Genomic DNA, 25491 nt, shown 5'->3' on the forward strand with positions numbered 1-25491 from the left:
CTACCTCTACGACCTTTGCTTTCGCGCTTTGCCGTGTCAGTGGGTGCGCATTATAGGGACCTTAAAAAACTCCGCAAGGGGGTTTTTAAGCTTTTTTGTCATTTTTAGCTTGTTTGCTGACTATTTGAGCCAAGTAGTTTATTTTTCGCCATATAATGCGCAAAACAACAACAAAGGAGCGCTTTTTAATGAATCAGAACCTGCGAGCTTATAAAGGAATGACGCCAACAATAGGCAAAAATGTGTATATAGACGAGGCAGCAGTGCTGATTGGCGACATTCGTATTGGTGATGATGCCAGCGTTTGGCCAATGGTGGCCGCGCGGGGTGATGTTAACTATATCAGCATTGGTAAACGTACCAGCATTCAAGATGGCACCGTCTTGCATGTGACCCGTCGCAGCGAAGCCAATCCTGAAGGTCATCCATTGATTATTGGTGATGATGTAACTGTCGGACATAAGGCCATGCTGCACGGCTGCCAAATTGGCAACTTCGTTTTGGTGGGCATGGGCTCGGTAATATTAGATGGCGTAGTCGTAGAAGATAATGTGATTGTTGGTGCTGGCTCGGTGGTACCGCCCGGTAAGCGACTCGAAAGCGGCTTTCTCTATGTAGGCAATCCGGCCAAGCAAGCTCGACCATTACGGGATAGCGAGCTAGCCTTTTTACCTAAGTCTTCTGACAACTATGTGCGGTTGAAGAACGACTATCTAGCAGAACGGTAATGACGATGAAGTCGTACTAGCTCAGTTCGACTTCACCTGCCGCGTTAAATGCTTCTTGAGCAATCATCGCTTCGAGTTGATCTTCAATATCGAAGCGATAGTCTTCATAAGCAGCGAGCCACTCGGACACATCATCAACCTTCGCGCCGAGCTGGGCGAGATAACTCACCGTAATAACACAATGGATACGCATACCGCCATCCATCGCCGAGCAGATTACCGCTTGGCGCTTTGGCTCGGCTTGGGCGTCATCATTAAAAAGCAGTTGTTGATTCATGACTGTTGCTCGAGTTGTTGTCTAAGTTGCTGTAGTACTGGTGTAACGGCGGGCAACACGCCACGCCACAAGTTAAAGCTATGTGCCGCCTGCCCCACTAACATGCCTAAACCATCGATGACCTGTTTTGCGCCCTGCGCTTGCGCCCATTGGTTGAATGCTGTGATCTCTTTGCCATACATCATGTCATAACAAAGAGTATGCGCCGCGATGATGCTGCCGGGGACATCAGGCAGTTGCCCGTTGAGGCTGGCGGAAGTGGAGTTGATCACTACATCATAGCCTTGCGCTAATGACTCTGACTCACACGCTTGGCAGGTGGCAGGGGCAACAGCCGCCAGTTGTTGTGCTTTGGCATAGGTGCGGTTAAAGATATCAATACTGGCTACCCCCGCCTCTAATAGTGGTAGTAAGCAGCCTTTGGCCGCCCCACCAGCACCGAGCAACAAAACTTTTGCGCCGTGTAAATCAACATGGGCTTGTAGGTCACTCACCAGACCTAAGCCATCGGTGTTATCACCACGCAGCTTGCCGTTATCTAATTTAATTAAAGTATTCACCGCGCCCGCCAGTTGCGCCCGCTCACTCAGCTCGTCACATAATGCAAAAGCTTGCTCTTTAAACGGGACGGTGACATTGGCGCCCTTGGCCTGCGCTGCGGCAAAAAATTGCTTGGCCGTATCTGCAAACGCCTCTAGCGGCACCAGTAACGTTTGATAGTTCAGAGCTTGCTGGGTTTGTGCGGCAAAGGCGCGATGGATCTCGGGAGATTTGCTATGAGCAATAGGATTGCCCATCACCACATAGTTATCGGTCATAGGAGGTAACAGCCATCAAGTGAATACGGCCAGTGTAATTGGCCAACGCATATGCAGCAATCATCCATACTGCATAATAAGATTTGCTGGCTATAATGGCCGCGCCAGCAACTACACTCAAGGTTTTATGAATTTTATCAAAAGACTGTTAGGGAAGAAGCCGATGCCGGAGCGCGATCCTACTCAATCCAACGCCTACGATTTAATCGGCGGTGAAGCCACTATTCGCCAAATTGCGCAGCGGTTTTATCACGAGATGCGCACACGGCCAGAAACCCAAGAGTTATTAGCCATCCACCCACCAGCATTGGATGAGTCAGAACAAAAACTGTTTGAGTTTTTGAGCGGCTGGCTCGGCGGCCCGCAACTGTTTACCCAACGCCGCGGAGCCCCCATGCTGCGAGCGCGGCATCTGAATTTTGCCATTGATGACAATATGCGAGACCAGTGGTTGTTGTGCATGCGTGCCGCACTGGAAGGAACAATAAAAAACGCGGAACATCGCCGCGTTATTTATCAAGCAATCAGCCAGCTGGCTGACCATATGCGTAATCAATAAAGTTTAATCACGCAGATTGGTTAGTTTGACTACACAGCTAACCAATCTTGTGGGTTGAGGAAATGCTCATACAGCTCAGCTTCTGCTGAACCCGCTTCCGGCGTGAAACCATATTGCCAGCGCACCAGTGGCGGCATCGACATCAGAATGGATTCGGTGCGGCCGCCAGTTTGCAAACCAAATAACGTGCCGCGGTCATACACCAAGTTAAATTCCACATACCGGCCACGGCGATACAACTGAAACTCGCGCTCGCGCTCGCCATAGGCGGTATCTTTACGGCGCTCGACAATCGGCCGATAGCCATCAATAAAGCCGTTGCCCACCGCCTGCATAAAATCAAAGCAGCGTTCAAAGCCACCGTCATTGAGATCATCAAAGAACAATCCACCCACGCCGCGGGTTTCATTACGATGTGGCAGGAAGAAGTATTCATCACACCACTTTTTATAAGTGGCATAGACATCGCTACCAAATGGATCACACAACTCTTTCGCGTGTTGATGCCATGCTTTTACGTCTTCAAGGAATGGATAGTACGGCGTTAAGTCAAAACCACCGCCAAACCACCATACCGGATCAGCGCCTTCTTTGCGGGCAATAAAGAAACGCACGTTGGCATGGGTTGTTGGCACATAGGGATTCAGCGGATGGATCACCAGAGACACGCCCATCGCTTCAAAGCTGCGGCCAGCCAGTTCAGGACGATGCGCCGTTGCTGATGCAGGCATCTGTTCGCCAGTCACATGGCTGAAGTTCACCCCCGCCTGCTCAAACACCGCACCTTGCGTGAGTACACGACTGCGACCACCGCCGCCTTGTTCACGCTGCCAGCTATCTTCTGCAAATGTTGCTGAGCCATCGAGTTGTTCTAGCGCTTGGCAGATGTTGTTCTGCAACTGCATCAAGAACGCTTTAACTGCACTGGAATCCGGTGCCATGTGTACTCCTGTTGGTTATCCCTGACGCAGCACTTTACCAGTGCGAATGTCAATAATGGTCGAAGGCTGGCGTTGTTCGCCTAACTCGCCCACCACCAGCGCATCAATCTCGCCAGTAAACATCTGCTTAATGGTAGCGGCATCAAGCGCTGGGTCTTCACCTGCTGGGTTAGCGCTGGTTGAAATCAACGGTTTTCCCGCTGCCTGACAGAGTGCTTTAACAACGGGATGCGCCGATACGCGTACCGCCACAGTATCAAATTGCCCACGCACTAACGTGGATAAGCTAGCCTTGGCCGGAAAAATAAAGGTGAACGGCCCGGGCCAATACTGCTGCGCATGGGCGAGCTGAGCTTCGCCGATGTCAGCCAGCTCCAGATAAGGGCGCAGTTGCTCAAAACTGTCGGCCACCATGATCAGCCCCTTTTCCCAAGGGCGATGTTTAATATCGAGAATACGTTGAACCGCGGTGAGATTGTCTGGATCACAGCCAAGACCGTAAACCGCTTCAGTGGGATAGGCGATGACGCCGCCATCAGCCAACAGCTTTGCGACGTCGGTCGCAGCTATCTGCAACATGCTCAATCCTTAACGATGAGATGGTTAATCATAAAGTGGCGGAATTATAACGCAGTGGCTATGACAGACCAGAAAAACTTGAGCAAGATCACAGCGGACGTTTGTAGCTACAGCTTTTGCTGGGGCACTCAAGCCGTTTACCTGCGGCCGTTTTCCGCTCGACCAAAATACCGAAGCCACACTCCGGGCACGTCTCGGCATGTGGTGGATAGTTCACCAAGAAGCGACACTGCGGATAATCACTACAGGCGTAGAAGGTTTTACCAAAGCGGTTGGTTTTAGATTCGAGGTGGCCAGTTTTACATTGCGGACAACTCACCTGCTGCTCTGGCGACTCTTGCGTATGTTTTTCGATATGGCGGCATTCAGGGTAACGACTACAACCAATAAAGATACCAAAACGTCCCGATTTTACCGCCAACTCAGCGCCACAGTCCGGGCACTCGGAACCGGGGATAGGTTGTGATTCGATGGATTCATGCTGTACTAACGGACGGCGATAATCGCACTCTGGATAGTTACAACAGCCAAGAAAACTCCCATGTTTACTGTGACGAATCGTCAGCTCCGCACCACATTGGGGGCAGAGTTCATATTCTTTCTCTAATGCATGGGCTTTCGCATTAAACAGCTGTTGATCTATCTTGGCCATAACTCGCCTTACCTATCTTAATTGTGGCGCATGATACCACAGGCAATAAAAAAGAGGCTCAACGCCTCTTCTTCGATATCTTATGAGTGTAGCCGACCATCCGGCTGCTCAAAGATCAAATCTTCCATCTGGGCGTAAGCCGACTCATTGCCCGGCGCATTAAACAGCACCATCAGGATCACCCATTTCAGGTCTTCCAGTACCAATGCGGATTCTTCGAGTTCCATGACACGGTCAATCACCATTTCACGGGTTTCAAAGCTCAATACATTGATCTGTTCGAGGAAGAACAGAAAACCACGGCACTCAACGTCCAGCTTATCCATCTCATCCGCGGTATAGATACGGAACGAGTGTTTGTTGCTGGCCGCAAGATACGGCGATTCGCTCTCCTGCAATGCAGCGAGACGTTCAAGCCAACTCAACGCTTTAAGAATTTCAGACTGATGGAAACCAGCACGGGTAAGTTCTTTGGTCAATTCATCTTCATCGACCATGAGTTCTACTTCACTATGAACATAGTTTTCAAACAGATACATGAGGATATCGAACATGGCTAGCTCCTCTTAAGTCTAACGTAACCACCAGGTACAGCTGCAACCCAACCTTGCAGTTCAAGTTCTAACAACTGTTCCAACACCAGATCCAACGTTATCCCACTGTGTTCAACCACGACATCCAGTGCAGTGGTCTCATAACCTACACTAGCTAACAGTCTACTAAATGGCAACTCGGAGCTGTCTTGATTGGCTAAATGGGGTTCAATTGCCAATGATTCAAGGTGCGCCTGCAATAAAGGCGGCAGCTCTTCTATTATATCGGCCAAATCCTCGACAAGTTTCGCCCCATTTTTGATTAAATCGTGACAGCCTTGATGATCACCGGCTAACACATTGCCGGGAATAGCAAATACCTCACGCCCCTGTTCACTGGCAAGGCGCGCAGTAATCAACGAGCCACTTTTGCGCCGCGCCTCGATGAGTAACGTGCCCAGCGCGATGCCACTAATGATGCGGTTGCGTTTAGGGAAGTTACCGGCGAAGGGCTTAACATCAGGCCAGAACTCACTGACCAAACAGCCCTGTTGCCGAACATCTATAAACAGTTGCTTATGGCGCCGCGGATATATCTGCTCTACGCCCGTTCCTAATATCCCTAAGGTGTTACCACCAGCCGCTAAACAGCCTTGGTGCGCTGCGCCATCAATGCCCGCGGCCATACCGCTGACAATGGTTAGGCCTGCCGCCGCAAGCTGAGAAGCAAAATCATACGCCTGCTGCAACCCGTTACGGCTAGCATCACGGCTACCGACAATCGCAATGGCTGGCCGCAATAAGCTTTGCACATCGCCTTTGCAGAACAATACCGTCGGCGCGTCATCAATCTCATGTAACAGTGGTGGATAAAAAGAAGAATCGGGGGTGACAATCACATGATCATCGGCCATGGCTTGCCAAGTCAGTGCGGTATCTAACTTTTGTTGAGCAGCAACAAAATGGGATGCCTGCAGCTTATGCGACAAGGTTTCAGGTTCGTGCTGTAACCGCTGTCGTAACGTCTGCACATCCATGTGCGTGAGCAATTGTCTAATCCGTTGCGAGCCAAGCCCGGATACTGCACTGACAATTAACCAGTCGACTAAAGAATCTTGCGTCACTCTCCCTGCAACAATACGTCTGGCGTAAACAACTTATCGCCAACTCGCATCGGACGTTGGTCGACAAGGATCAAGCCCAATGCGGTTTTATCAAACACTTTAAAAATCATCATCTGGCCGCGATACAGATCTGGTAACTGCATCTCATCACCAAACGATGCTTTGATTTTTTCGTAAGCGGATTGTTCAGCCGCAACCACCGGATTACCCTCACGGTTCATCACCACTTTAACACCCGGCTGATACACGGTATACACCTGCCCAGCTTGCACTCCAGCTTGTGAGCCACGGTCGATGTAGGCCACATCGAGCTTGCCCATTTCGCGAATATTGCCGTGCGCCGCTAACAGCTTGGCATCAGCCACCTCGCCCGCCGTCGGCATAAAGTAGGCTGGCATGAAGGCGTCATCTTCAACAGATAACACGCGATAACCCACTTTGGTTTCTTGGAAACTCTTCAGCAGTTGCACCCGCGATATATCGCCCGATTCAATCACTCGCCCAGTGGCCGACAAGATAATTTCTTGCCCTAGATGATCGCCAGTGTCGGGATCTTTAAACTTACGACCGGGGGCGTAAAACGCCAGTTTAGTGCCCTGTGCCACTTGGCCTTGTACATAGATAACATCGCCTTCTACGTGATGATACGACGGATTTTCACCACCGAGCACTTTGGGTTGCTGTTCCAGCCACTCGGCATCAACCACGCGGTTCTGCACCAAATAAGGCTCGATAAGTGCTAAATCGATGGCGGGAATCGCGTTTGATTTCGCACTAATTTGTCCACTTGGGCTACTTTTAACAAAGCGTTTGCTCACCAATCGTGGCTGACCATCAATGAAAACTAATGTGAGTCGATCACCGGGATAGATAAGATGCGGGTTAGCAACCTGTGGGTTAGCTTGCCATAGATGGGGCCAGCGCCACGGGTCTTTTAGGAACACTCCCGAGATATCCCACAAAGTGTCCCCTTTTTTTACCACATACGCGTCGGGGTGACCGGCCTTTAATGTCAGTTCATCTGCATGTGTTCCACCGCAGCAAACGGCAAGCAACGCAAGTAAAGTAAACCTTTTCATGGGCCCATCCATGTAGTTGGCATATTAGGAAAAACGAGCTTTTTCTGTTATTGATAGCCACGAACGATTAAAATTATGGCATTAGCACCAAAGAGTATAACCAAGTCACTTGGTTTTAGCACGATTGTTAAGAGTTATATATGACCTTGTTAACCGTACTACGTTATCCAGATGAAAGACTTAGAACCGTCGCCGAACCGGTGACCGATTTCGGGCCAGCGCTGCAAACGCAGATCGACGATATGTTCGAAACCATGTATCAGGAAAAAGGCATTGGTTTGGCTGCCACCCAAGTCGATTTTCATCAGCAGTTGATCGTGATGGACCTACAGGACGACGTAGATCGTCCTAAAGTGTTTATCAACCCGGAGATCATCAGCAAAAGCGGCGACTTTTGTAATGAAGAAGGCTGTCTATCGGTACCGGGCGTTTACGCCAAAGTTGACCGTTGTGAATTCGTCACCGTTAAGGCGCTCGACCGCCATGGTAAAGAGTTCACTGTAGAAGCGGATGAGCTATTCGCCATCTGTATTCAGCACGAAATGGATCACTTGCAGGGCAAATTGTTTGTCGATTATCTGTCGCCACTAAAACGCCAACGTATCAAGCAGAAGCTCGAAAAATCTGCGCGCCAAGATGCTAAAAGCCGTTAATTTGCACTCATTCAGGACACCATTTTGAACTCGCTGAAAATCATCTTCGCCGGTACGCCCGACTTTGCCGCCAAACACCTGCAAGCACTTATCGATAGCCATCACCAAGTGGTGGCAGTCTATACCCAACCCGACCGCCCAGCTGGACGTGGTCATAAACTGACGCCAAGCCCAGTAAAGGTATTGGCTGAACAGCAGCAACTGCCGGTGTACCAACCTAAAACACTGCGCGATGCCACGGCTCAGCAAGAACTGGCAGCATTAGATGCCGATATCATGGTGGTGGTGGCCTATGGCTTGATTCTGCCACAAGTGGTGTTGGATACACCGAAACTCGGTTGTATCAATGTGCATGGATCCATCCTGCCAAAATGGCGCGGCGCCGCGCCAATCCAGCGCGCATTATGGGCGGGCGATGCCGAAACTGGCGTCACTATCATGCAGATGAATGCCGGGCTCGACACCGGCGACATGTTGTTAATCAGCAAACTGCCGATTGCAGACAGCGATACTTCAGCCACCTTATATAACAAGTTGGCTGAGCTGGGACCACAATCCTTAGTAGAAGCTTTAACGGGTCTAGCAGCGGGCACACTCACAGCCGAACCACAGGATGATAACTTAGCGACTTACGCTGAGAAGCTCTCCAAAGAGGAAGCGTTGCTCGACTGGCATAAACCAGCGCTGGCGCTGTCGCGTGAAATCCGCGCCTTTAATCCATGGCCAGTCAGTTATTTCACGCTGAACGAGCAAAACATTAAGGTCTGGCAAGCGCAACCGCTGGCCGACAGCGTGAACCTGCCAGCGGGCACCATTGTTAGCGCCAATAAACAAGGGCTGACCATTGCCACGGGCGCAGGGCAACTGGTGATCACAGAGATGCAACTGCCGGGCAAAAAAGCCATGCCAGTAGCAGATATCCTCAACGCCCGCGGCGAATGGTTTGCAGAAGGCACCGTGCTCAGCAGCGCCACAGCGGATGGTGCGCAATGAAGCTAAATATTCGTGCACTTGCGGCACAAGTGGTGTTTCAGGTGTTGGAAAACGGCGCCTCGTTATCCAACGTATTGCCACAGCATCAAGCACAGCTTGCCAACGGCAAAGACCGAGCATTGCTCGCCGAACTGAGCTATGGCGTGATGCGCGTGCTGCCACAGTTGGATAACTGCGTTAGCCAACGCTTGCAAAAGCCATTTAAAAACAAGCAACGTTTGCTGCATCACCTGCTGCTAATTGGTTGTTATCAGCTGTATTTCACTCGTATTCCGGCGCACGCGGCTATTTCAGAAACCGCTGAGGCATGTCGCCAACTCGGCCATGAAGGTCTAGTAAAAGTGATCAATGGCGTGCTGCGTAATATTCAACGTGATGAAACGCCGCTGGATACCAGTAATGACACGCTGAAATACTGTTTCCCCGGCTGGTTGGTGAAAAAGCTCAAAGCGGCCTATCCCGATAGCTGGGAGCAAGTTATCGAGCAAAGCCAACAACGTCCACCAATGTGGCTGCGTAACAACCAACGGCAGCAAAGTCGCGCAGCGTTTTTAGCGCAGTTGGCAGCCGCAGAGATCGAAGCCAGTGCCGGCCTTACCGCCGATGCTATTCTGCTTGAAGCCCCCACCGATGTGACCGCGCTACCACGTTTTGCCGACGGCAGCGTGTCAGTGCAGGACCAAGCGGCGCAATGGGCGGCAACGCTGCTGAATGCTCAAGATGGCGAACTGATCCTCGACGCCTGCGCGGCGCCCGGAGGGAAAAGCTGCCATATTCTCGAATCTGCCAACATTCGTTTGGTGGCACTGGACAATGATGCTAAACGACTCGAACGTGTTAGCGAGAATTGCCAACGTTTGCAGCTTGAGGCCACTATCCTGTGTGCCGATGCGGCCAATATTGATGCCAGTTGGCACGGCGATAAGTTCGACCGGATTTTGTTGGATGCGCCCTGCTCGGCAACAGGCGTGATCCGCCGCCACCCCGATATTAAGTGGCTCCGTAAAGCGGCCGATATCGACGCTCTGCAACAGTTGCAGGCGCAGATTCTTGATCACTGCTGGCAATGGCTCAAACCCGGCGGCACCATGCTCTATGCCACCTGCTCTATTTTGCCAGATGAAAACAGCCAACAAATAGAGGCTTTCCTCGCACGCACTCCCGATGCGGCTTTAGAGACCATCACAGCTTCTAAAGAAAACCACGCAACAGGGTGGCAAATCCTGCCCGGACAAGACAATATGGACGGGTTTTACTACGCCAAATTGGTCAAAGCTATCGCTTAGGAGCTATTCAAGGCATGAAAATCATCATCCTTGGTGCCGGTCAGGTTGGAGGCACCCTTGCTGAAAACTTAGTAGGGGAAAACAACGATATCACCATCGTTGACTATGACCGCAACCGCTTGCGCGCCCTGCAAGATAAGTTTGATTTACGGGTGGTGGTCGGTCATGGCGCCCACCCAGGTGTGCTGCGAGATGCCGGTGCAGAAGATGCCGACATGTTGGTGGCGGTGACCAATAGCGACGAATGCAATATGTCAGCTTGTCAGATCGCCTACACCCTATTTGGCACCCCAACCAAGATTGCTCGCATCCGTTCTGAGCAATATTTGAACATGCAGGACAAGCTGTTTATCGACAGCGAGACCAAAAATTCCGAAGCGAAACTGCGTGGCGGTTTTGTGATAGATGAGCTGATCGCGCCAGAGCAGTTAGTGATTACTTACATACAGCGACTCATCGAATATCCCGGCGCTTTACAGGTGTTAGACTTTGCCGATGGCAAGGTCAGCTTGGTGGCGGTTAGGGCTTACTACGGTGGCCCGTTAGTGGGTAATGCTCTGGCCGCATTGCGCGAGCACATGCCAAATATTGATACCCGGGTGGCCGCTATCTTCCGTCAAGGTCGCGCCATCATGCCACGTGGTACCACCATCATCGAAGCCGATGATGAAGTGTTCTTTGTGGCCGATAGTCGTCATATTCGCGCGGTAATGAGTGAAATGCAGAAGCTCGATAACTCCTACCGCAATATCATGATCGCCGGTGGCGGTAACATCGGCCAAGGGTTGGCCAAAAAGCTGGAACGTAATCACTCGGTCAAGCTGATTGAGCATCGTGCCGAGCGTGCCGAGGCTCTCTCAGAAGCGTTAGAAAACACCACGGTATTCTGCGGTGATGCGTCAGACCAAGAATTGCTGCAAGAAGAACACATCGACCAAACCGACGTGTTTATTGCAGTAACCAACGATGATGAAGCCAACATCATGTCAGCGCTGCTGGCTAAACGCCTAGGCGCTAAAAAAGTGATGGTGCTGATCCAACGCGAAGCCTACGTTGATATTGTGCAAGAAGCCAATATCGATATTGCTATCTCGCCGCAGCAAGCCACCATTTCCGCGCTGCTAACCCACATTCGTCAGGGCGACATCTGTAACGTGTACTCGTTGCGTCGTGGCGCCGCCGAAGCCATTGAAGCGATTGCTCATGGCGATCCCGGCACTAGCAAGGTGGTTGGCCGTCAGGTTGGCGACATCAAATTACCACCGGGCACCACCATTGGTGCGATTGTGCGTAATGAAGAGGTGTTGATGGCGCATGACCGCACAGTGATCGAGCAAGGCGACCACGTGATCCTATTCTTGGTGAACAAGAAGTTCATCGGCGAAGTTGAGAAATTATTCCAACCGAGCGCGTTCTTCTTCTAGGTAGTCTTGCCATGCTGAACTATAAGCCGCTGCTGTTTATTTTGGGCCTGTTCCTGTCAATGCTGACGGGCTTTATGTTTATCCCGTTGATATTGGCCTTAGTTTACGGTGAAGAGACCGTGATGGCCTTTATGATCTCGGCTACTGTTACCGGAATATTTGCCAGCATCTGTTTGCACAACGGCCAGAGCAAGAAAATCCACCTCAACATCCGCGATATGTTCCTGCTCACCAGTTTAACTTGGTTTATCGTAAGCCTATTCGCGGCAATGCCATTTACGCTGTACCACGGCATTGGCTACACCGATGCGTTTTTTGAAACCATGTCTGGCGTTACCACCACCGGGTCCACCGTGCTGTCCGGTTTGGATAAGATGGATCACTCGATTCTGGTGTGGCGCTCACTGCTGCAGTGGCTTGGCGGCATCGGCTTTATCGTGATGGCGGTAGCCATTCTGCCATTCCTCAACGTCGGTGGTATGCGGCTGTTCCGTACCGAATCGTCCGATTGGTCTGATAAAACCATTCCACGCACACAGAGCTTAGCTAAGCACCTGTTCTTGGTGTATATCGGCCTGACTATCGCCTGCGCTATTGCTTATCATTTTGCCGGAATGAGCTGGTTTGCAGCGATTAACCATTCAATGACGACGCTATCTACCGGTGGTTATTCCACCTCCGATAGTTCAATGGCGGCATTTCCTACTAGCTGCCACTGGGTTGGCGTGGTGTTTATGGCGGCAGGCGGCTTGCCGCTGTTGGTGTTTGCCCAAACCATCCAATCGCGCAGCTTGAAGGTGTGGAATGATGCGCAGATCCGCGGTTATATGCTGTTTCTGTTATTGGTGTCATTTGGTCTAGCCTATTGGTTGTACGACACCCGAGACATTCAATTTATCGATGCGTTGCGCTTATCTAGCTTTAACGTGGTCTCAGTGGTTACCACCACAGGTTACGGCCTGACTGACTATGGCAGTTGGGGCGCATTGGCGAATATCGCGTTTCTATTTTTGATGTTTGTCGGCGGCTGCTCCGGTTCCACCTCTGGCGGGATTAAAATCTTCCGTTTTCAAATCGCCGTTGCCATCATGCGTGAGCAGTTAAAGCAACAATTTCACCCTAACGGTATTTTTAGAGAACGCTACAACAACCGCCCAATTAACGAAGAGATTGTGCGCTCGCTGGTCACCTTCATGATGTTATTCGCCATTGTGATTGTGCTACTGGCGTTGATTTTGGTGTTGTGTGGCTTAGATCCTCTCACCAGCTTATCTGGCTCGATCACCGCAGTAACTAACGTGGGCCCCGGTTTGGGTAATGTGATTGGCCCAGCGGGCAACTTTTCGAGTTTACCCGACGTGGCTAAGTGGGCACTATCGATTGGTATGTTGCTGGGGCGTCTGGAAATCTTAACCGTTGCCGTACTATTACACCCCAGCTTCTGGCGCTACTGATTACGCTTTGTCGGTCAAACGGATGATGTGTTCGCCATAAGCGGCCACATCATCCCAGTCAGTGTAGTCAATCACCGCGGTTGGATCGGTTGGGCCATCGGTGATTTTCATAATCAAACGGATCATCAGCGAATCTAACCAACCCCATGACGGGTAATCCACCTTACCGGCAATAATCTTAATATCCTGCGGTTTCCATGCTGACAGTCGAATAAACTTCTGCATGTATTTATTGTTTTCCAACAAGCGTTTTTCCGGTTTTCTGGCCACCACGTTGACCGAGAAAAAGCTCACCGCCTTCTCGGTTAGCTGCTGTTGGTGCTGCTCACAAAACGCAAACACGCTCTTGTCGTAAGTCCCATAAAGCACGCACGCACCAACGACCACGGCATCCCACTTATCCCACTCGATACCTTCTTTGCTCGCTTCAGTGATATCCATCATTTCACAATGATGTTGCTGTGCATTAATCGCTTGCATGATATGACGGCTGATACGGGCAGTATGGCCGCCACGGGAATAGTACAAAATTAGAATTGATTTCATGTTGTTGGGGGCTCTGACACTCAATGTAAGTAAAAATAGTGCCGCAAACCTTTGGCGGAATCTACGACAGTGGCCGAAGAAGTACAGCTTGCGCTAAGCGAATTAGCAAAAATGCGATCTAGGTTAAAGACCACTAGATTGCTGAGTCTTTATTATTGAATTAGAATTATCTAATCAAAATGAGATGAGTGTCACAAATGAACCAAGATATCAATGTTGAAGCGATGTTGACCAACGCCGGTGTTGCGGCCAAATGGCTCAAAGCGGTTGCCAATCCTTATCGATTGATGATCTTGTGTTTGTTGCTCGATAAAGAACTGAGCGTGACCGAACTCAACGAAACCGTGCCGCTCAGCCAGTCAGCTTTGTCACAACATCTCGCGGTATTACGCGCTGAGGATTTAGTGGCAACGCGTAAAAGCTCGCAGATTGTCTATTACTCGCTAAAAAACCAGCAAGTCACTGAGATCATCTCTATTCTGCACGGCAAGTTCTGTAGTTTGTGATCACGCCTCTTGAGCGAATGAGGCGGCAAATTCTCGTACACGCTGCCAATCGGTAAACTCGTGCACCTGTGTCATGTCGGTTGGCCCTTTGGTCATCCACATGATAAAGCGGATCATGGTTCTATCTACCAAACCAATCTGTTGGTAATCAATACGACCACCAAACACCGCTAATTGTTTGGGCTGCCACAGTGATTGCTGCAAAAACTTTTGCATGTAGCTGTTGGTTTCTGGCGTGTTTTTGTTGGGTTTTCTCGCTACCGCATTAACACAGAAAAAGCCGTTCGGCTTGGCGTCCAACAGCACATTGAACCGCTGAATAAATTGGAATAAAGCCGGGCGAAACTTGCCATAACGGATACTGGCGCCCACGAGTACTTTATCCGCCCATTGCAATTGCTGCTCAGTCGCTTGTTCAATCGCCACTAGCTGCACTTCTGCCGCTGAAAACTCGGCGATCATCGCCTCACAAATACGACGCGTTTGACCGTCAACAGTCGAATACAATACCAATATATTTGTCATTAACTTTTCCAAAAGCTGGGAATAAACAGCACTAACAGCGTGAAAACTTCTAATCGCCCAAATAACATGGCGATCACTAACACATACTTTTCCGCATCGGAAATAGCCGCGTAGTTGGCAGCCACATCCCCCAACCCTGGGCCGAGGTTATTTAAGCACGCTGCCGTGGCGCTAAACGAGGTGATGGCGTCCATTCCGGTCGCCATCAAAATCAACATACACACCACAAACACTAACGCATAAGCCGAGAAAAAGCCCCACACGGCATCAATCACGCGGTCTGGCAACGCCTTGCTGCCGATACGAATAGAGAACATCGCCCGCGGGTGGATCAGTCGCTTCAACTCGCGAAAACCTTGCAGCATCAATAGCACCATACGGATGACCTTGATGCCGCCAGCCGTTGAGCCACCGCTGCCACCGATAAAGCTAGAAAAGATCAGCAAAATCGGCAAAAACAGCGGCCATTCGTGAAAACTCTCAGTGCCAAAGCCCGCAGTGGTTGACACCGACACGGCTTGAAACAAGGCATAATCAAACGTTTCTTCGGCGGAGTCGTAGATGCCCGCATGCAGTAAGGTGACAAAACACACCGCGGTCAGCGCAACTTGAATAAAGATCAGCGCGCGAAACTCGGCATCGCGAAAATAGGTTTTGAAATTGATGCCTCGACGCGAAAACGCAGCGAAATGGAGGCTGAAATTGACCGCTGCGACCAACAGAAAAAAGACACAAATTAGATTGATCACCGGGCTTTGATAGTAGCCAATGCTGGCATCGTGGGTGGAGAATCCGCCAATGGCAATGGTCGAAAACGCATGGCAAATGGCATCAAAACTGGTCATCCCGGCGAGGTAATACGCACCGGCACAGGCAATGGTCAGCAACAGGTAGATGTACCACAAGGTTTTGGCCGTTTCGGCAATCCGCGGCGTCATCTTACTGTCTTTTACCGGACCGGGAATTTCCGCGCGATACAGCTGCATACCACCGATGCCGAGCACCGGCAAAATAGCGACCGCGAGTACGATGATCCCCATGCCGCCGAGCCATTGCAGTTGATGCCGATAAAACAGAATCGCCTTGGGCAATTCATCCAAACCGACGATAACCGTCGCTCCGGTCGTCGTCAGCGCCGAAAACGACTCAAATACGCTATCTGCCAGCCCCAGCGACGGGTTTTCCACCATAAGGAATGGCAGAGTACCAATTGCCCCCAGCACCGTCCAAAACAGCACCACAATCAGAAAGCCTTCGCGGGTGCGTAACTCCTGCTTATGTTGTCGATTGGGATACCACAGCATACCGCCCATGGTCAGACTGAGAATAAATGCCTGCACAAATGCGGTGCCACCACCATCTTCATACAGCATTGACACCACAACGGGTGGTAACATGGTGATAGAGAACAGGCCAACCAGCAGGCCGGTAATACGTGTAATCGTTCGAAAGTGCATTTCGCTCCTAAACGCCTAACTACCGACGAATATTGGCTGAATTTCTAATAATCGTGATCGCCACCGGATGGATGGCGTTCAACTGCTCACACAAAGGTTCAATACTGGATAACGGCAGTTGGATCTTCAACGTTACCTGCTCAGCAAACTGTTTGTCTTCAATCAGCAACTGCTGCTTTTGGCAAAAATGTTCCACCGAACCAAGTTCACTATATTGGCAGTGCAACGTAATGGTTTCCGTCGGCTCGCGGGTTAATAGACTCGCTTGACTCAGCGCCAGTTTGACGCCGCCAGCATAAGCTCGCACTAATCCGCCCACGCCAAGTTTGGTGCCACCAAAATAGCGCACGACAACCGCGCCACAATAACCCAACTGCGCCCCGACAAGCACATTCAACATCGGCCTACCCGCACTGCCTGCCGGTTCACCATCATCACTAAACCCCACCACCGCGTTATCGCCCGGGGCAGAAATAACAAATGCCTGACAATAGTGATTCGCGCCAGGATATTCCTGTTTAACCAATTGTAATTGATTGCGAAAATCCTGCTGATCGGTCGCATTAAATAGCACAGTAATAAACTTGCTACCTTTCACTTCCTCTTCGACGCGTACCGCCGCTGCCAGCACAAAATACTGATGACTCAATGTGCCTTCCTAACCCAATTTCATTGCCGGCTATTATGCCTTGCTCAGCCCCAACGCGGCTACTTTAGCATTTGATAAGTCAGCATTAGACCAAGGTATAGCCAGTATATCCACTAGGATGTTGAATGACTTTACTGTTTATATTCATAACGTTGAGTAAGCCATATCTTCCTCACAAGTAAAAATTAAAACAACCGTTTAAATTGGTTGTTGTATTTTGCTCAATTAGCTTTCACACTGAAACCTCATCGTACCAGCTGTCACTGTGGCTCACGGCCACACTCATATGGAAGGTTGACCATGCTCTATCAAAGTTCAACGCTAAAAGTGTCGCTTGAAGATAACATCGCCCATTTGCAGTTCGATCGCCAGCAAAGCGCCATAAATAAGTTTGACCGGCAAACGCTGAATGAGTTTGAGCAAGCACTTGATATCATCAGTGCCACTAAAAATATCCACGGGCTATTACTCAGCTCCAGCAAAGATAGTTTTATCGTCGGCGCCGACATTACCGAATTTCTGGCGTTATTTGCGGAAGAAGATGCCCAGCTCTATCACTGGCTTGAAGGTGCCAACGTCATCTTTAACAAGCTCGAAGATTTACCGTTTCCCACCGTTGCCGCCATTCACGGCTACGCCCTCGGCGGTGGCTGTGAAGCAGTGCTCGCCACTGATTTCCGCGTAGCAAGTGATAGTGCACGTATCGGCTTGCCAGAAACCAAACTCGGTATTATTCCAGGCTTTGGTGGCACAGTGCGTATGCCTCGGCTGCTTGGATTGGATAATGCGCTGGAATTGATCACCACCGCGAAAGAATGTCGCGCCGACGAAGCGCTGTCTCTCGGCTTAGTTGATGCCGTGGTCAGTGCCGAACAACTCATAGATAGCGCACGTTCATTACTGCAGTTGGCGATTAACCAAGATATCGACTGGCAACAACGGCGCCAGCAAAAACAAACGCCACTACCATTAAGCTCGCTTGAACAAACCATGGCATTTACTGTGGCTAAAGGTTTGGTCTATGCCAAAGCGGGTAAACATTATCCTGCGCCGATGGCTGCATTAAACGCCATTGAAAAGAGCGCAGCGTGTACACGTGAGCAAGCCTTAATAAACGAACACCAAGCGTTTATCAGTGTGGCCAAGACGCCGGCGGCACAATCATTAATTCGCCTGTTCCTTAATGATCAGTATGTAAAGTCGCTCGCCAAAAAATTCTCGGCTAAAGGCAGCAAAACAGCGCACGCTGCGGTCATCGGCGCTGGCATTATGGGTGGCGGTATCGCCTATCAAAGTGCGTCTAAAAAAGTGCCGGTGGTGATGAAAGACATTGCCGATAGCGCCATTGAACTCGGCTTAAGCGAAGCGAGCAAGTTGCTGGGTAAACAATTGGAACGCGGCAAAATCACGGCAGATAAAATGGCAACGGTACTCAACGCCATTCATCCCTCATTGAGTTACCAAGCCATTGGTAACAGCGATGTGGTAGTTGAAGCCGTGGTAGAAAATCCCAAGGTGAAGGCAACGGTACTTGCGGAAGTTGAACAGCATGTGGCGGAGACTGCGGTCATTACCTCCAACACTTCCACCATCTCTATCAACCAACTAGCGCAAGCATTACAAAAGCCTGAACGCTTTTGCGGTATGCACTTCTTCAACCCAGTGCATCGCATGCCGTTGGTTGAAGTCATCAAGTCGAACAAGACTTCTGAGGCAACCGTGGCAACTGTCGTTGGCTACGCTACGCAGATGGGCAAAACCGCCATTGTAGTAAATGATTGCCCCGGCTTTTTTGTTAACCGCGTGCTGTTCCCCTACTTTGCTGGTTTCTGTCAACTGTTGGCAGATGGTGCTGACTTCCAACAAATCGATAAGGTGATGGAGAAAACCTTTGGCTGGCCGATGGGCCCGGCATATTTGTTAGACGTCGTCGGCATCGATACTGCCCACCACGCTCAGCAAGTGATGGCGGAAGGTTTCCCAGAACGCATGGCGGTAACCTATGAAGATGCGATTCACAAGCTGTTTAGCGCTGGCCATTATGGTCAAAAAACCAAGCAAGGTTTCTATCAGTACAGCTTAGACAAACGCGGTAAGTTGGCAAAAACACCAGCCGTAAATGCACTCGAACTCTTCAAGCCGAGCGATAAGCAATTCAGCGATGATGAGATTATTGCCCGTATGATGATCCCAATGATCAACGAAACCATTCTTTGTCTCGATGAAGGTATTATCCAATCTCCCGCGGAGGCTGACGTAGCACTGATTTATGGCCTAGGTTTTCCACCATTCAGAGGCGGCGTATTTAGCTACCTTGAACAGATGGGACTCGGTAACTATCTCGATTGGGCGGCAGCGTTTGCGCATCTCGGGCCACTGTATCAAGTACCCTCGTCCGTTCATGCTCGTATTGAGCAACAACAGTCTTTTTATCACGGTGCCTAAGGAGGAGTGAAAATGGAACACGCAGTAATTGTTGATTGTTTACGTACTCCTATGGGACGTTCAAAAGCAGGCATTTTCCGTCACACTCGTGCGGAAGATCTATCTGCTCATCTGATGCAAGCGTTACTAGCGCGTAACCCGCAGGTAGACCCCAACCAAGTTGAAGATATTATTTGGGGCTGCGTACAGCAGACATTAGAGCAAGGTTTTAATATCGGCCGTAATGCAGCCCTGCTCGCTGGCCTACCGAGAACCGTTGCCGCGGTCACGGTAAACCGTTTATGTGGTTCATCGATGGAGGCACTCCACCAAGCGACCAAATCTATCATGTGCGGCATGGGCGACATTTTTATTGTCGGAGGTGTTGAACATATGGGCCACGTACCGATGTCACATGGCGTTGATATTCACCCGGGTTTGAGTAAACAGATAGCAAAAGCTTCGGCAATGATGGGCTTAACGGCTGAACTGCTCGGTAAACTGCATGGTATTAGCCGAGAAATGCAGGACCAGTTTGCCCTGCGCTCCCACCAACGCGCCTATGCCGCAATGACCTCTGGTGAGTTTGCTAACGAGATTTTACCTACGCTAGGACATGACGATAACGGCAATGTTTGCTTGGCCAAAGATGACCAAGTGATCCGGGGTGATGCCAGCCTTGAAGCCTTAAGCCAACTCAAGCCAGTATTTGATCCCGCTAATGGCACAGTGACCGCAGGCACCTCATCGGCACTTTCCGACGGCGCATCAGCAATGTTGGTCATGGCTGAAAGCAAAGCCAAGGCACTTGGGTTGCCAATTAAGGCGCGGGTTAAATCGATAGCGGTGGCAGGATGTGATCCGGCGATTATGGGTTACGGTCCAGTACCAGCGACCAAGAAAGCACTGCAACGCGCTAACCTCAGCATCGCGGATATTGATGTCGTTGAACTGAATGAAGCCTTTGCCGCACAATCACTACCGTGCGTGAAAGATTTAGGCTTGATGGAACAGGTTGACGATAAGGTGAATCTACACGGTGGAGCAATTGCACTGGGGCATCCTTTGGGCTGCTCTGGCACTCGAATCTCCACCACGCTGTTGAACCTGATGCAACAACGCGATGCCACCTTCGGCTTAGCCACTATGTGCATCGGCTTTGGCCAAGGCATTAGTACCATCTTCGAACGCGTCGACTAACTGTGTCGCAAACTAACAAAGGGGCTTCAATGAAGCCTCTTTTTGTTTCACGTGAAACACTCAAGAGCCATGGCGGCTCATCTTATACGTTCTGCCGACTCGCCCCATTCTGAATTCTCTTTTACCAAACTAGACCAAACTGCAATCAGGTTCAGTCGGCGCGTATGCTTGGTTGCTTGGTTGCTTGGTTGCTTGGTTAGAAATACTTTAACAAGCAAAGGACTCTTTCAAGCGATGGTGATTTCTAAGACGTTGGCATTGTTTCACGTGAAACAATGAACATCGCCAAAACCAACAAACCTCTACATAGAAATGCTTAATCTCAACAACGTGAGCGCCGCGATACCGCTGCGTTGTTATCGGATTTTTCGCTGAATTGATGCCATCTTTCACCACCGCCCTACAACTCACAAGCCGTGGCAGCATCCTAACAAAAGATGCTTTGTTTCACGTGAAACAATCAAAAATTCACAGCTGCAATCTGCTGACGGGCGCGATAAAATAGCCGCACGATTTTTGCCTTTAGAGAAGAAGTATCTGATGTCCGCAACCGAATTTGAAAACGCTAATGTCACTTTGGACGCTTTAGGTCTACGCTGCCCGGAGCCGATTATGATGATTCGTAAGCAAGTTCGTCACATGCAGGATGGAGAGACTTTATTAGTAATTGCAGATGACCCGGCAACCACTCGCGATATTCCCGGCTTCTGTCAATTTATGGACCACACGCTGGTGACCTCGCAAACCGAAACCATGCCGTTCCAATATTTGATCAAGAAAGGTCTTTAGTACCAAGTCTGTGGGTCGGTCCCCGAACGAACAACTAAGCCAACTACACAACCTAACAAAGCTGAAGCAAATTGGTGCTAGTTGGCGATTGTGCCAGCCACATTAGATGATGTATTTATATACCCCGCCGCCAAAACAGTACTAGCACCATTTGTCCGTTTGAGGACTGACACACCGCCGACGCAGACGGCAACTCAAATACTCGTATTCAAATTGCCAATAGCTTCGCCTGACTAAGTGTTAGTAAGCTCAATAAGACCTAAAAGATAACTGTTTAACATCATGCCGTCTGTTCAGCTATCGGCTTAGGCTTTTTCATTTGATCGCTTTGAGTGTTCGAAGCGCTCACAAAATCAAAAAAATTCGTTAAAATCTGCGAGTAAAGTTAGCCAAAACAATCTCAGAATTCACGTAGCGCACGATTTCGCGATTTAGCGCTACGAACACGATGTTTCACGTGAAACACCGCCACAGGATTGATAACAAAAACAATCTGTTAAGTGATCATTCACCATGCCTACCGCCTGCATAAAGGCGTAGCAGATGGTCGGTCCGCAGAAATTGAAGCCTTTTTTCTTTAATGCTTTCGACATTGCTACCGATGCTTCGGTCTGGGCGGGCACTTCGCTCATTTGGCTAAAATGGTTTACTTTGGGACTGCCACCAACGAAGCTCCACAAGAATTCACTAAAATTCTCACCTTGCTGCTCCATCTGTAGATACGCCTGAGCATTACCAATAATCGAGCGGATTTTGGCACGGTTGCGAATAATGCCTGTATCTTGCATTAACTCCTCTACCCGCGAATCGTCGAACTTAGCGATCTCACTCGGCACAAAATTAGCGAACGCTCGGTAATAATTTTGCTGCCGTTTAAGGATGGTGATCCAACTGAGCCCTGCCTGTTGACCATCGAGGCACAACTTAGCAAACAGTTCCAGATTGTCATACACCGGTCGTCCCCACACCTCATCGTGATACTGTTGATAGATGGCTTCGTTGGACACCCAGCCACAGCGGTTAACATTATCCATAATAAACTCCAGCAAATTGGCCATTTGCGGCAAAATTAACCTACATAACCAGTGACCTACAAGGTATAATCGAAAACATTTTCTATCAATGGCTGACACAGTAGACATGACGAGCAAGTATGACGTTAAAACCTTCCAAGGTTTTATCCTGACGTTACAGGATTACTGGGCACAGCAAGGCTGTGCAATTGTCCAACCGCTGGACATGGAAGTGGGTGCAGGTACATTTCATCCGCAAACTTTCTTACGTTCTCTCGGCCCAGAGCCAATGAGCAGCGCTTATGTCCAGCCTTCCCGTCGCCCGACCGATGGTCGTTACGGCGAAAACCCTAACCGCCTGCAGCACTACTACCAATTCCAAGTCGTGCTGAAGCCTTCTCCAGATAATATCCAAGAGCTATATTTGGGCTCACTCAAAGCGCTGGGTATCGACCCGACCGTGCACGATATTCGCTTTGTTGAAGACAACTGGGAATCACCAACGCTTGGCGCTTGGGGTCTTGGCTGGGAAGTGTGGTTGAACGGCATGGAAGTGACGCAGTTCACTTACTTCCAGCAAGTGGGTGGCTTGGAATGTAGTCCAGTAACCGGTGAAATCACTTACGGCTTAGAACGTCTGGCAATGTATATTCAAGGCGTTGATAGTGTTTACGATTTGGTGTGGACTGACGGCCCATTAGGCAAAATCACTTATGGTGACGTATTCCATCAAAACGAAGTTGAACAGTCGACTTACAACTTTGAACACGCCGATGTGGACTTTCTATTTGGCATGTTCGACCAATGTGAAAAAGCCTGTAATCACTTATTGGGCTTAGAAAAACCATTACCTCTACCCGCTTACGAGCAAGTAATGAAAGCCTCACACGCATTCAACCTGTTGGATGCGCGCCACGCTATTTCAGTGACCGAACGCCAACGTTATATTCTGCGCGTACGCACTATGGCTAAAGGTGTGGCTGAAGCCTACTATCAAGCGCGTGAAGCACTCGGCTTCCCAATGTGTAAGTGAGGACTAGCAGTATGAAATTTGAAAACTTACTCGTTGAGATTGGTACTGAAGAGTTGCCACCAAAAGCACTGCGCACCTTGGCAGAATCATTTTTGGCGAGCTTCACCGAAGAGCTAAACAAAGCTGAACTGCCATACACGGCAGCCAAATGGTTTGCCGCGCCGCGTCGCTTAGCGATTTCAATCGAACAACTGGCGACTGCACAGCAAGATAAAGTGGTTGAAAAACGTGGTCCATCAGTGCAAGCCGCATTTGATGCTGACGGCAACCCAACCAAAGCCGCCCAAGGCTGGGCTCGTGGTAACGGCATTGAAGTGGCCGACGCTGAGCGTCTAGCCACCGATAAAGGCGAATGGCTGGTTTATCACGCCAAAGTCACCGGCGTTGCGACCACCAGCTTGATCCCCGCGTTTGTGCAAACTGCGTTGGATAAACTGCCAATCCCAAAACGTATGCGTTGGGGAGCGAACACCGCCCAATTTATCCGCCCTGTACACACCATCACTATGTTGTTGGGTGATGCGGTGGTTGCAGGCAGCATTCTGGGTATTGATTCAGCTCGTACCGTTCGTGGCCACCGCTTTATGGGTGAAGCCAGCTTTGAACTCGCCCATGCCGATGATTACCAACAAAACTTGCTGGAACGCGGCAAAGTGATTGTTGATTACGAGCAGCGTAAAGCGATCATCAAAGCCGATGCCGAAGCGGCAGCAGCTAAACTGGGCGGCACCGCCGATATCAACGAAGCGCTGCTTGAAGAAGTCGCGTCTTTGGTGGAATGGCCAGTAGTGCTGACCGCATCTTTCGAAGAAAAATTCCTGCAAGTACCGGCTGAAGCGCTGGTATACACCATGAAAGGCGATCAAAAATACTTCCCAGTATTTGATAACGCCGGCAAGCTGATGCCTAACTTCATCTTTGTGGCAAACATTGAATCGAAAGATCCACAGCAGATTATTGCCGGTAACGAAAAAGTGGTTCGCCCTCGCCTTGCCGATGCCGAATTTTTCTTTAATACCGATAAAAAACATACACTTGAGTCACGCATCGATAGTTTGGGTACAGTGGTATTCCAACAACAACTCGGCACCTTGAAAGACCGCGTTGAGCGTATCGCTAAGGTTGCCGGTTATATTGCTAGCAGCTTAGGTGCAGATGGCAAAGATGCAGCGCGTGCTGGTCTGCTGTCTAAGACCGACTTGATGACCAACATGGTGATGGAGTTTACCGACACCCAAGGCACCATGGGTATGCATTACGCCCGTCTTGATGGTGAAACTGAAGCAGTTGCCGTTGCGTTGGAAGAACAGTACAAACCACGTTTCTCAGGCGACAGCGTGCCAACAGCTATCACCTCATGCGCAGTAGCGCTGGCTGAAAAACTGGATACCTTGACCGGTATTTTCGGTATCGGCCAAGCACCTAAAGGCGCGGCAGACCCATTTGCGCTGCGTCGTGCCGCGATTGGTACGTTGCGTATCATCGTTGAGAACAAGTTGGCCTTAGATCTGCGTGATATAGTGGCACAAGCCATTGCTGCTCATGGCAGCAACCTGAGCAATGCCAATACCGCTGATGACGTGGTCGAGTTCTTGATGGCGCGCTTCCGTGCTTGGTATCAAGATAAAGGTATCGCCACTGACGTTATCCTGTCGGTACTGGCGCGTTACCCAACTAAGCCGGCTGACTTTGACGCGCGTATCAATGCCGTAAGCCACTTCCGTACACTGGAACAAGCACAGGCATTGGCAGCGGCCAATAAACGCGTATCTAACATTCTGGCGAAAGTTGAAGGCGAATTGCCAAACGACATCAACTCAGCATTATTGCAAGATGCGGCGGAAATCGCGCTGAATGACGAATTGAATGCATTAGCACCGCAACTTGTACCGCTGTTCGAACAAGGCAAATACCAAGCGGCGCTAACGCTGTTAGCGGGTCTGCGCAATACGGTAGATAACTTCTTCAAACACGTGATGGTGATGGCCGATGACGCGGCACTGCGTGATAACCGATTAGCACTGTTGAATAAGTTGCAAGGCCTGTTCCTGAAAGTCGCGGATATCTCATTGCTGCAATAAAACAGAGCGGCAACGGCATTACATCGTAGTTTGCCAGCCGCGCTGGCCTCATAAAAACGCGCCGAATTCTGCAATAGAGCGGCGCGTTTTTTTATACCGTTTATCGTAAACCGCAGTAAATTTGACCAATAAAAAAGGAAGGCCAACGCCTTCCTTTTTTATTATTTA

The 25491-nt window shown here is 49.9% G+C and carries 27 protein-coding genes; 14 read left to right on the forward strand and 13 right to left on the reverse strand.

The features are described 5' to 3' along the window. Positions 1-214, forward strand: a 214-nt coding sequence (locus L9G74_RS16995; protein ID WP_238897864.1) for a hypothetical protein, incomplete at its 5' end; no start/stop codon positions are given. Then, positions 189-728 carry a gamma carbonic anhydrase family protein gene (locus L9G74_RS17000; RefSeq protein WP_238897867.1) on the forward strand — a complete coding sequence of 180 codons (540 nt, stop codon included), beginning with the start codon at positions 189-191 and terminating at the stop codon, positions 726-728. The genes L9G74_RS16995 and L9G74_RS17000, both read left to right, overlap by 26 nt. A gap of 16 nt (positions 729-744) precedes the next feature. Here L9G74_RS17000 and L9G74_RS17005 read toward each other — a convergent pair whose 3' ends face one another. Beyond that, positions 745-1005: a DUF1488 family protein gene (locus L9G74_RS17005; RefSeq protein WP_238897868.1), complete on the reverse strand. Its 261-nt coding sequence runs from the start codon at positions 1003-1005 to the stop codon at positions 745-747. Continuing rightward, positions 1002-1823, reverse strand: a complete 822-nt coding sequence (gene aroE, locus L9G74_RS17010; RefSeq protein ID WP_238897870.1) for a shikimate dehydrogenase — start codon at positions 1821-1823, stop codon at positions 1002-1004. The genes L9G74_RS17005 and aroE overlap by 4 nt, the downstream gene beginning before the upstream one ends. A gap of 127 nt (positions 1824-1950) precedes the next feature. On the opposite strand from aroE, the gene L9G74_RS17015 reads away from it, so the two are divergent. Then, a complete protein-coding gene (locus L9G74_RS17015; protein ID WP_238897871.1) occupies positions 1951-2382 on the forward strand; it encodes a group II truncated hemoglobin in 432 nt (143 codons plus the stop codon). Positions 2383-2411: 29 nt separating this feature from the next. Here L9G74_RS17015 and hemF read toward each other — a convergent pair whose 3' ends face one another. The 6 genes from hemF to L9G74_RS17045 all read right to left on the reverse strand — a co-directional run bounded on the left by hemF (position 2412) and on the right by L9G74_RS17045 (position 7302). Continuing rightward, on the reverse strand, positions 2412-3323 hold the full coding sequence (gene hemF, locus L9G74_RS17020; protein WP_238897873.1) for an oxygen-dependent coproporphyrinogen oxidase: 912 nt from the start codon (positions 3321-3323) through the stop codon (positions 2412-2414). Between the two features lie 15 nt (positions 3324-3338). Then, complete coding sequence (gene tsaC / locus L9G74_RS17025; protein WP_238897875.1) at positions 3339-3902, reverse strand: L-threonylcarbamoyladenylate synthase type 1 TsaC; 564 nt, start codon at positions 3900-3902, stop codon at positions 3339-3341. 88 nt (positions 3903-3990) lie between these two features. Beyond that, the gene (locus L9G74_RS17030) at positions 3991-4554 is read right to left on the reverse strand and encodes a DNA topoisomerase family protein (RefSeq protein ID WP_238897878.1); all 564 of its coding nucleotides are present in this window, start codon (positions 4552-4554) and stop codon (positions 3991-3993) included. Positions 4555-4634: 80 nt separating this feature from the next. Continuing rightward, positions 4635-5108: a DUF494 family protein gene (locus L9G74_RS17035; protein WP_238897880.1), complete on the reverse strand. Its 474-nt coding sequence runs from the start codon at positions 5106-5108 to the stop codon at positions 4635-4637. 2 nt (positions 5109-5110) lie between these two features. After that, positions 5111-6211 (reverse strand): DNA-processing protein DprA, encoded by a 1101-nt coding sequence (gene dprA, locus L9G74_RS17040; protein WP_500142659.1) that lies wholly within the window; start codon positions 6209-6211, stop codon positions 5111-5113. Further along, positions 6208-7302: a LysM peptidoglycan-binding domain-containing protein gene (locus L9G74_RS17045; RefSeq protein ID WP_238897881.1), complete on the reverse strand. Its 1095-nt coding sequence runs from the start codon at positions 7300-7302 to the stop codon at positions 6208-6210. Before L9G74_RS17045 ends, dprA begins: the two co-directional genes overlap by 4 nt. Positions 7303-7430: 128 nt before the next feature. On the opposite strand from L9G74_RS17045, the gene def reads away from it, so the two are divergent. From def to L9G74_RS17070, 5 genes are read left to right on the forward strand one after another with little or no spacing between them, the layout of a single operon-like run. Then, on the forward strand, positions 7431-7943 hold the full coding sequence (gene def, locus L9G74_RS17050) for a peptide deformylase (protein WP_238897882.1): 513 nt from the start codon (positions 7431-7433) through the stop codon (positions 7941-7943). Positions 7944-7967: 24 nt separating this feature from the next. After that, positions 7968-8936 carry a methionyl-tRNA formyltransferase gene (fmt, locus tag L9G74_RS17055; RefSeq protein ID WP_238897884.1) on the forward strand — a complete coding sequence of 323 codons (969 nt, stop codon included), beginning with the start codon at positions 7968-7970 and terminating at the stop codon, positions 8934-8936. Continuing rightward, the gene (gene rsmB, locus L9G74_RS17060; RefSeq protein WP_238897885.1) at positions 8933-10222 is read left to right on the forward strand and encodes a 16S rRNA (cytosine(967)-C(5))-methyltransferase RsmB; all 1290 of its coding nucleotides are present in this window, start codon (positions 8933-8935) and stop codon (positions 10220-10222) included. Before fmt ends, rsmB begins: the two co-directional genes overlap by 4 nt. Before the next feature lie 14 nt (positions 10223-10236). Beyond that, on the forward strand, positions 10237-11646 hold the full coding sequence (gene trkA, locus L9G74_RS17065) for a Trk system potassium transporter TrkA (RefSeq protein WP_238897886.1): 1410 nt from the start codon (positions 10237-10239) through the stop codon (positions 11644-11646). Between the two features lie 11 nt (positions 11647-11657). After that, the gene (locus L9G74_RS17070; RefSeq protein WP_238897888.1) at positions 11658-13100 is read left to right on the forward strand and encodes a TrkH family potassium uptake protein; all 1443 of its coding nucleotides are present in this window, start codon (positions 11658-11660) and stop codon (positions 13098-13100) included. On the opposite strand, the gene hemG (L9G74_RS17075) is transcribed toward L9G74_RS17070, so the two are convergent. Next, on the reverse strand, positions 13101-13646 hold the full coding sequence (gene hemG, locus L9G74_RS17075; RefSeq protein WP_238897891.1) for a menaquinone-dependent protoporphyrinogen IX dehydrogenase: 546 nt from the start codon (positions 13644-13646) through the stop codon (positions 13101-13103). A 197-nt stretch (positions 13647-13843) separates the two neighbouring features. On the opposite strand from hemG (L9G74_RS17075), the gene L9G74_RS17080 reads away from it, so the two are divergent. Beyond that, positions 13844-14152, forward strand: coding sequence for an ArsR/SmtB family transcription factor (locus L9G74_RS17080; protein ID WP_238897892.1), 309 nt, complete (start codon positions 13844-13846; stop codon positions 14150-14152). Here L9G74_RS17080 and hemG (L9G74_RS17085) read toward each other — a convergent pair whose 3' ends face one another. Genes hemG (L9G74_RS17085) through L9G74_RS17095 form a run of 3 tightly spaced genes read right to left on the reverse strand, consistent with a single transcriptional unit; the run spans position 14153 to position 16783 of the window. Continuing rightward, positions 14153-14677 (reverse strand): menaquinone-dependent protoporphyrinogen IX dehydrogenase, encoded by a 525-nt coding sequence (gene hemG, locus L9G74_RS17085; protein ID WP_238897894.1) that lies wholly within the window; start codon positions 14675-14677, stop codon positions 14153-14155. Next, complete coding sequence (locus L9G74_RS17090) at positions 14677-16134, reverse strand: TrkH family potassium uptake protein (protein WP_238897897.1); 1458 nt, start codon at positions 16132-16134, stop codon at positions 14677-14679. Before L9G74_RS17090 ends, hemG (L9G74_RS17085) begins: the two co-directional genes overlap by 1 nt. A gap of 19 nt (positions 16135-16153) precedes the next feature. Then, the gene (locus L9G74_RS17095; RefSeq protein WP_238897898.1) at positions 16154-16783 is read right to left on the reverse strand and encodes a YigZ family protein; all 630 of its coding nucleotides are present in this window, start codon (positions 16781-16783) and stop codon (positions 16154-16156) included. Between the two features lie 300 nt (positions 16784-17083). On the opposite strand from L9G74_RS17095, the gene fadB reads away from it, so the two are divergent. The 3 genes from fadB (at position 17084) to tusA (ending at position 21196) form a co-directional block, all read left to right on the forward strand. Continuing rightward, positions 17084-19228 (forward strand): fatty acid oxidation complex subunit alpha FadB, encoded by a 2145-nt coding sequence (fadB, locus tag L9G74_RS17100; RefSeq protein ID WP_238897900.1) that lies wholly within the window; start codon positions 17084-17086, stop codon positions 19226-19228. A gap of 12 nt (positions 19229-19240) precedes the next feature. Next, positions 19241-20407 (forward strand): acetyl-CoA C-acyltransferase FadA, encoded by a 1167-nt coding sequence (gene fadA, locus L9G74_RS17105; RefSeq protein WP_238897902.1) that lies wholly within the window; start codon positions 19241-19243, stop codon positions 20405-20407. Between the two features lie 540 nt (positions 20408-20947). Next, complete coding sequence (tusA, locus tag L9G74_RS17110) at positions 20948-21196, forward strand: sulfurtransferase TusA (RefSeq protein ID WP_238897913.1); 249 nt, start codon at positions 20948-20950, stop codon at positions 21194-21196. A 437-nt stretch (positions 21197-21633) separates the two neighbouring features. On the opposite strand, the gene L9G74_RS17115 is transcribed toward tusA, so the two are convergent. After that, on the reverse strand, positions 21634-22230 hold the full coding sequence (locus L9G74_RS17115; RefSeq protein ID WP_238897915.1) for a DNA-3-methyladenine glycosylase I: 597 nt from the start codon (positions 22228-22230) through the stop codon (positions 21634-21636). A 106-nt stretch (positions 22231-22336) separates the two neighbouring features. On the opposite strand from L9G74_RS17115, the gene glyQ reads away from it, so the two are divergent. Further along, on the forward strand, positions 22337-23242 hold the full coding sequence (gene glyQ, locus L9G74_RS17120; RefSeq protein WP_037445578.1) for a glycine--tRNA ligase subunit alpha: 906 nt from the start codon (positions 22337-22339) through the stop codon (positions 23240-23242). A gap of 11 nt (positions 23243-23253) precedes the next feature. Then, positions 23254-25323, forward strand: coding sequence for a glycine--tRNA ligase subunit beta (gene glyS, locus L9G74_RS17125; protein ID WP_238897919.1), 2070 nt, complete (start codon positions 23254-23256; stop codon positions 25321-25323). Positions 25324-25491 lie beyond the last annotated feature (168 nt).

It is taken from the genome of Shewanella electrica (genome assembly GCF_022321485.1).
Taxonomy (GTDB): domain Bacteria; phylum Pseudomonadota; class Gammaproteobacteria; order Enterobacterales; family Shewanellaceae; genus Shewanella; species Shewanella electrica.

Excerpts from the sequence above, each read along its gene's own strand:
- L9G74_RS17000 (WP_238897867.1), top strand. The coding sequence starts at position 189 with ATGAATCAGAACCTGCGAGCTTATAAAGGAATGACGCCAACAATAGGC.
- L9G74_RS17005 (WP_238897868.1), bottom strand. The coding sequence starts at position 1,005 with ATGAATCAACAACTGCTTTTTAATGATGACGCCCAAGCCGAGCCAAAG.
- aroE (WP_238897870.1), bottom strand. The coding sequence starts at position 1,823 with ATGACCGATAACTATGTGGTGATGGGCAATCCTATTGCTCATAGCAAA.
- L9G74_RS17015 (WP_238897871.1), top strand. The coding sequence starts at position 1,951 with ATGAATTTTATCAAAAGACTGTTAGGGAAGAAGCCGATGCCGGAGCGC.
- hemF (WP_238897873.1), bottom strand. The coding sequence starts at position 3,323 with ATGGCACCGGATTCCAGTGCAGTTAAAGCGTTCTTGATGCAGTTGCAG.
- tsaC (WP_238897875.1), bottom strand. The coding sequence starts at position 3,902 with ATGTTGCAGATAGCTGCGACCGACGTCGCAAAGCTGTTGGCTGATGGC.
- L9G74_RS17030 (WP_238897878.1), bottom strand. The coding sequence starts at position 4,554 with ATGGCCAAGATAGATCAACAGCTGTTTAATGCGAAAGCCCATGCATTA.
- L9G74_RS17035 (WP_238897880.1), bottom strand. The coding sequence starts at position 5,108 with ATGTTCGATATCCTCATGTATCTGTTTGAAAACTATGTTCATAGTGAA.
- L9G74_RS17045 (WP_238897881.1), bottom strand. The coding sequence starts at position 7,302 with ATGGATGGGCCCATGAAAAGGTTTACTTTACTTGCGTTGCTTGCCGTT.
- def (WP_238897882.1), top strand. The coding sequence starts at position 7,431 with ATGACCTTGTTAACCGTACTACGTTATCCAGATGAAAGACTTAGAACC.
- rsmB (WP_238897885.1), top strand. The coding sequence starts at position 8,933 with ATGAAGCTAAATATTCGTGCACTTGCGGCACAAGTGGTGTTTCAGGTG.
- trkA (WP_238897886.1), top strand. The coding sequence starts at position 10,237 with ATGAAAATCATCATCCTTGGTGCCGGTCAGGTTGGAGGCACCCTTGCT.
- L9G74_RS17070 (WP_238897888.1), top strand. The coding sequence starts at position 11,658 with ATGCTGAACTATAAGCCGCTGCTGTTTATTTTGGGCCTGTTCCTGTCA.
- hemG (WP_238897891.1), bottom strand. The coding sequence starts at position 13,646 with ATGAAATCAATTCTAATTTTGTACTATTCCCGTGGCGGCCATACTGCC.
- L9G74_RS17080 (WP_238897892.1), top strand. The coding sequence starts at position 13,844 with ATGAACCAAGATATCAATGTTGAAGCGATGTTGACCAACGCCGGTGTT.
- hemG (WP_238897894.1), bottom strand. The coding sequence starts at position 14,677 with ATGACAAATATATTGGTATTGTATTCGACTGTTGACGGTCAAACGCGT.
- L9G74_RS17090 (WP_238897897.1), bottom strand. The coding sequence starts at position 16,134 with ATGCACTTTCGAACGATTACACGTATTACCGGCCTGCTGGTTGGCCTG.
- fadB (WP_238897900.1), top strand. The coding sequence starts at position 17,084 with ATGCTCTATCAAAGTTCAACGCTAAAAGTGTCGCTTGAAGATAACATC.
- fadA (WP_238897902.1), top strand. The coding sequence starts at position 19,241 with ATGGAACACGCAGTAATTGTTGATTGTTTACGTACTCCTATGGGACGT.
- tusA (WP_238897913.1), top strand. The coding sequence starts at position 20,948 with ATGTCCGCAACCGAATTTGAAAACGCTAATGTCACTTTGGACGCTTTA.
- L9G74_RS17115 (WP_238897915.1), bottom strand. The coding sequence starts at position 22,230 with ATGGATAATGTTAACCGCTGTGGCTGGGTGTCCAACGAAGCCATCTAT.
- glyQ (WP_037445578.1), top strand. The coding sequence starts at position 22,337 with ATGACGAGCAAGTATGACGTTAAAACCTTCCAAGGTTTTATCCTGACG.
- glyS (WP_238897919.1), top strand. The coding sequence starts at position 23,254 with ATGAAATTTGAAAACTTACTCGTTGAGATTGGTACTGAAGAGTTGCCA.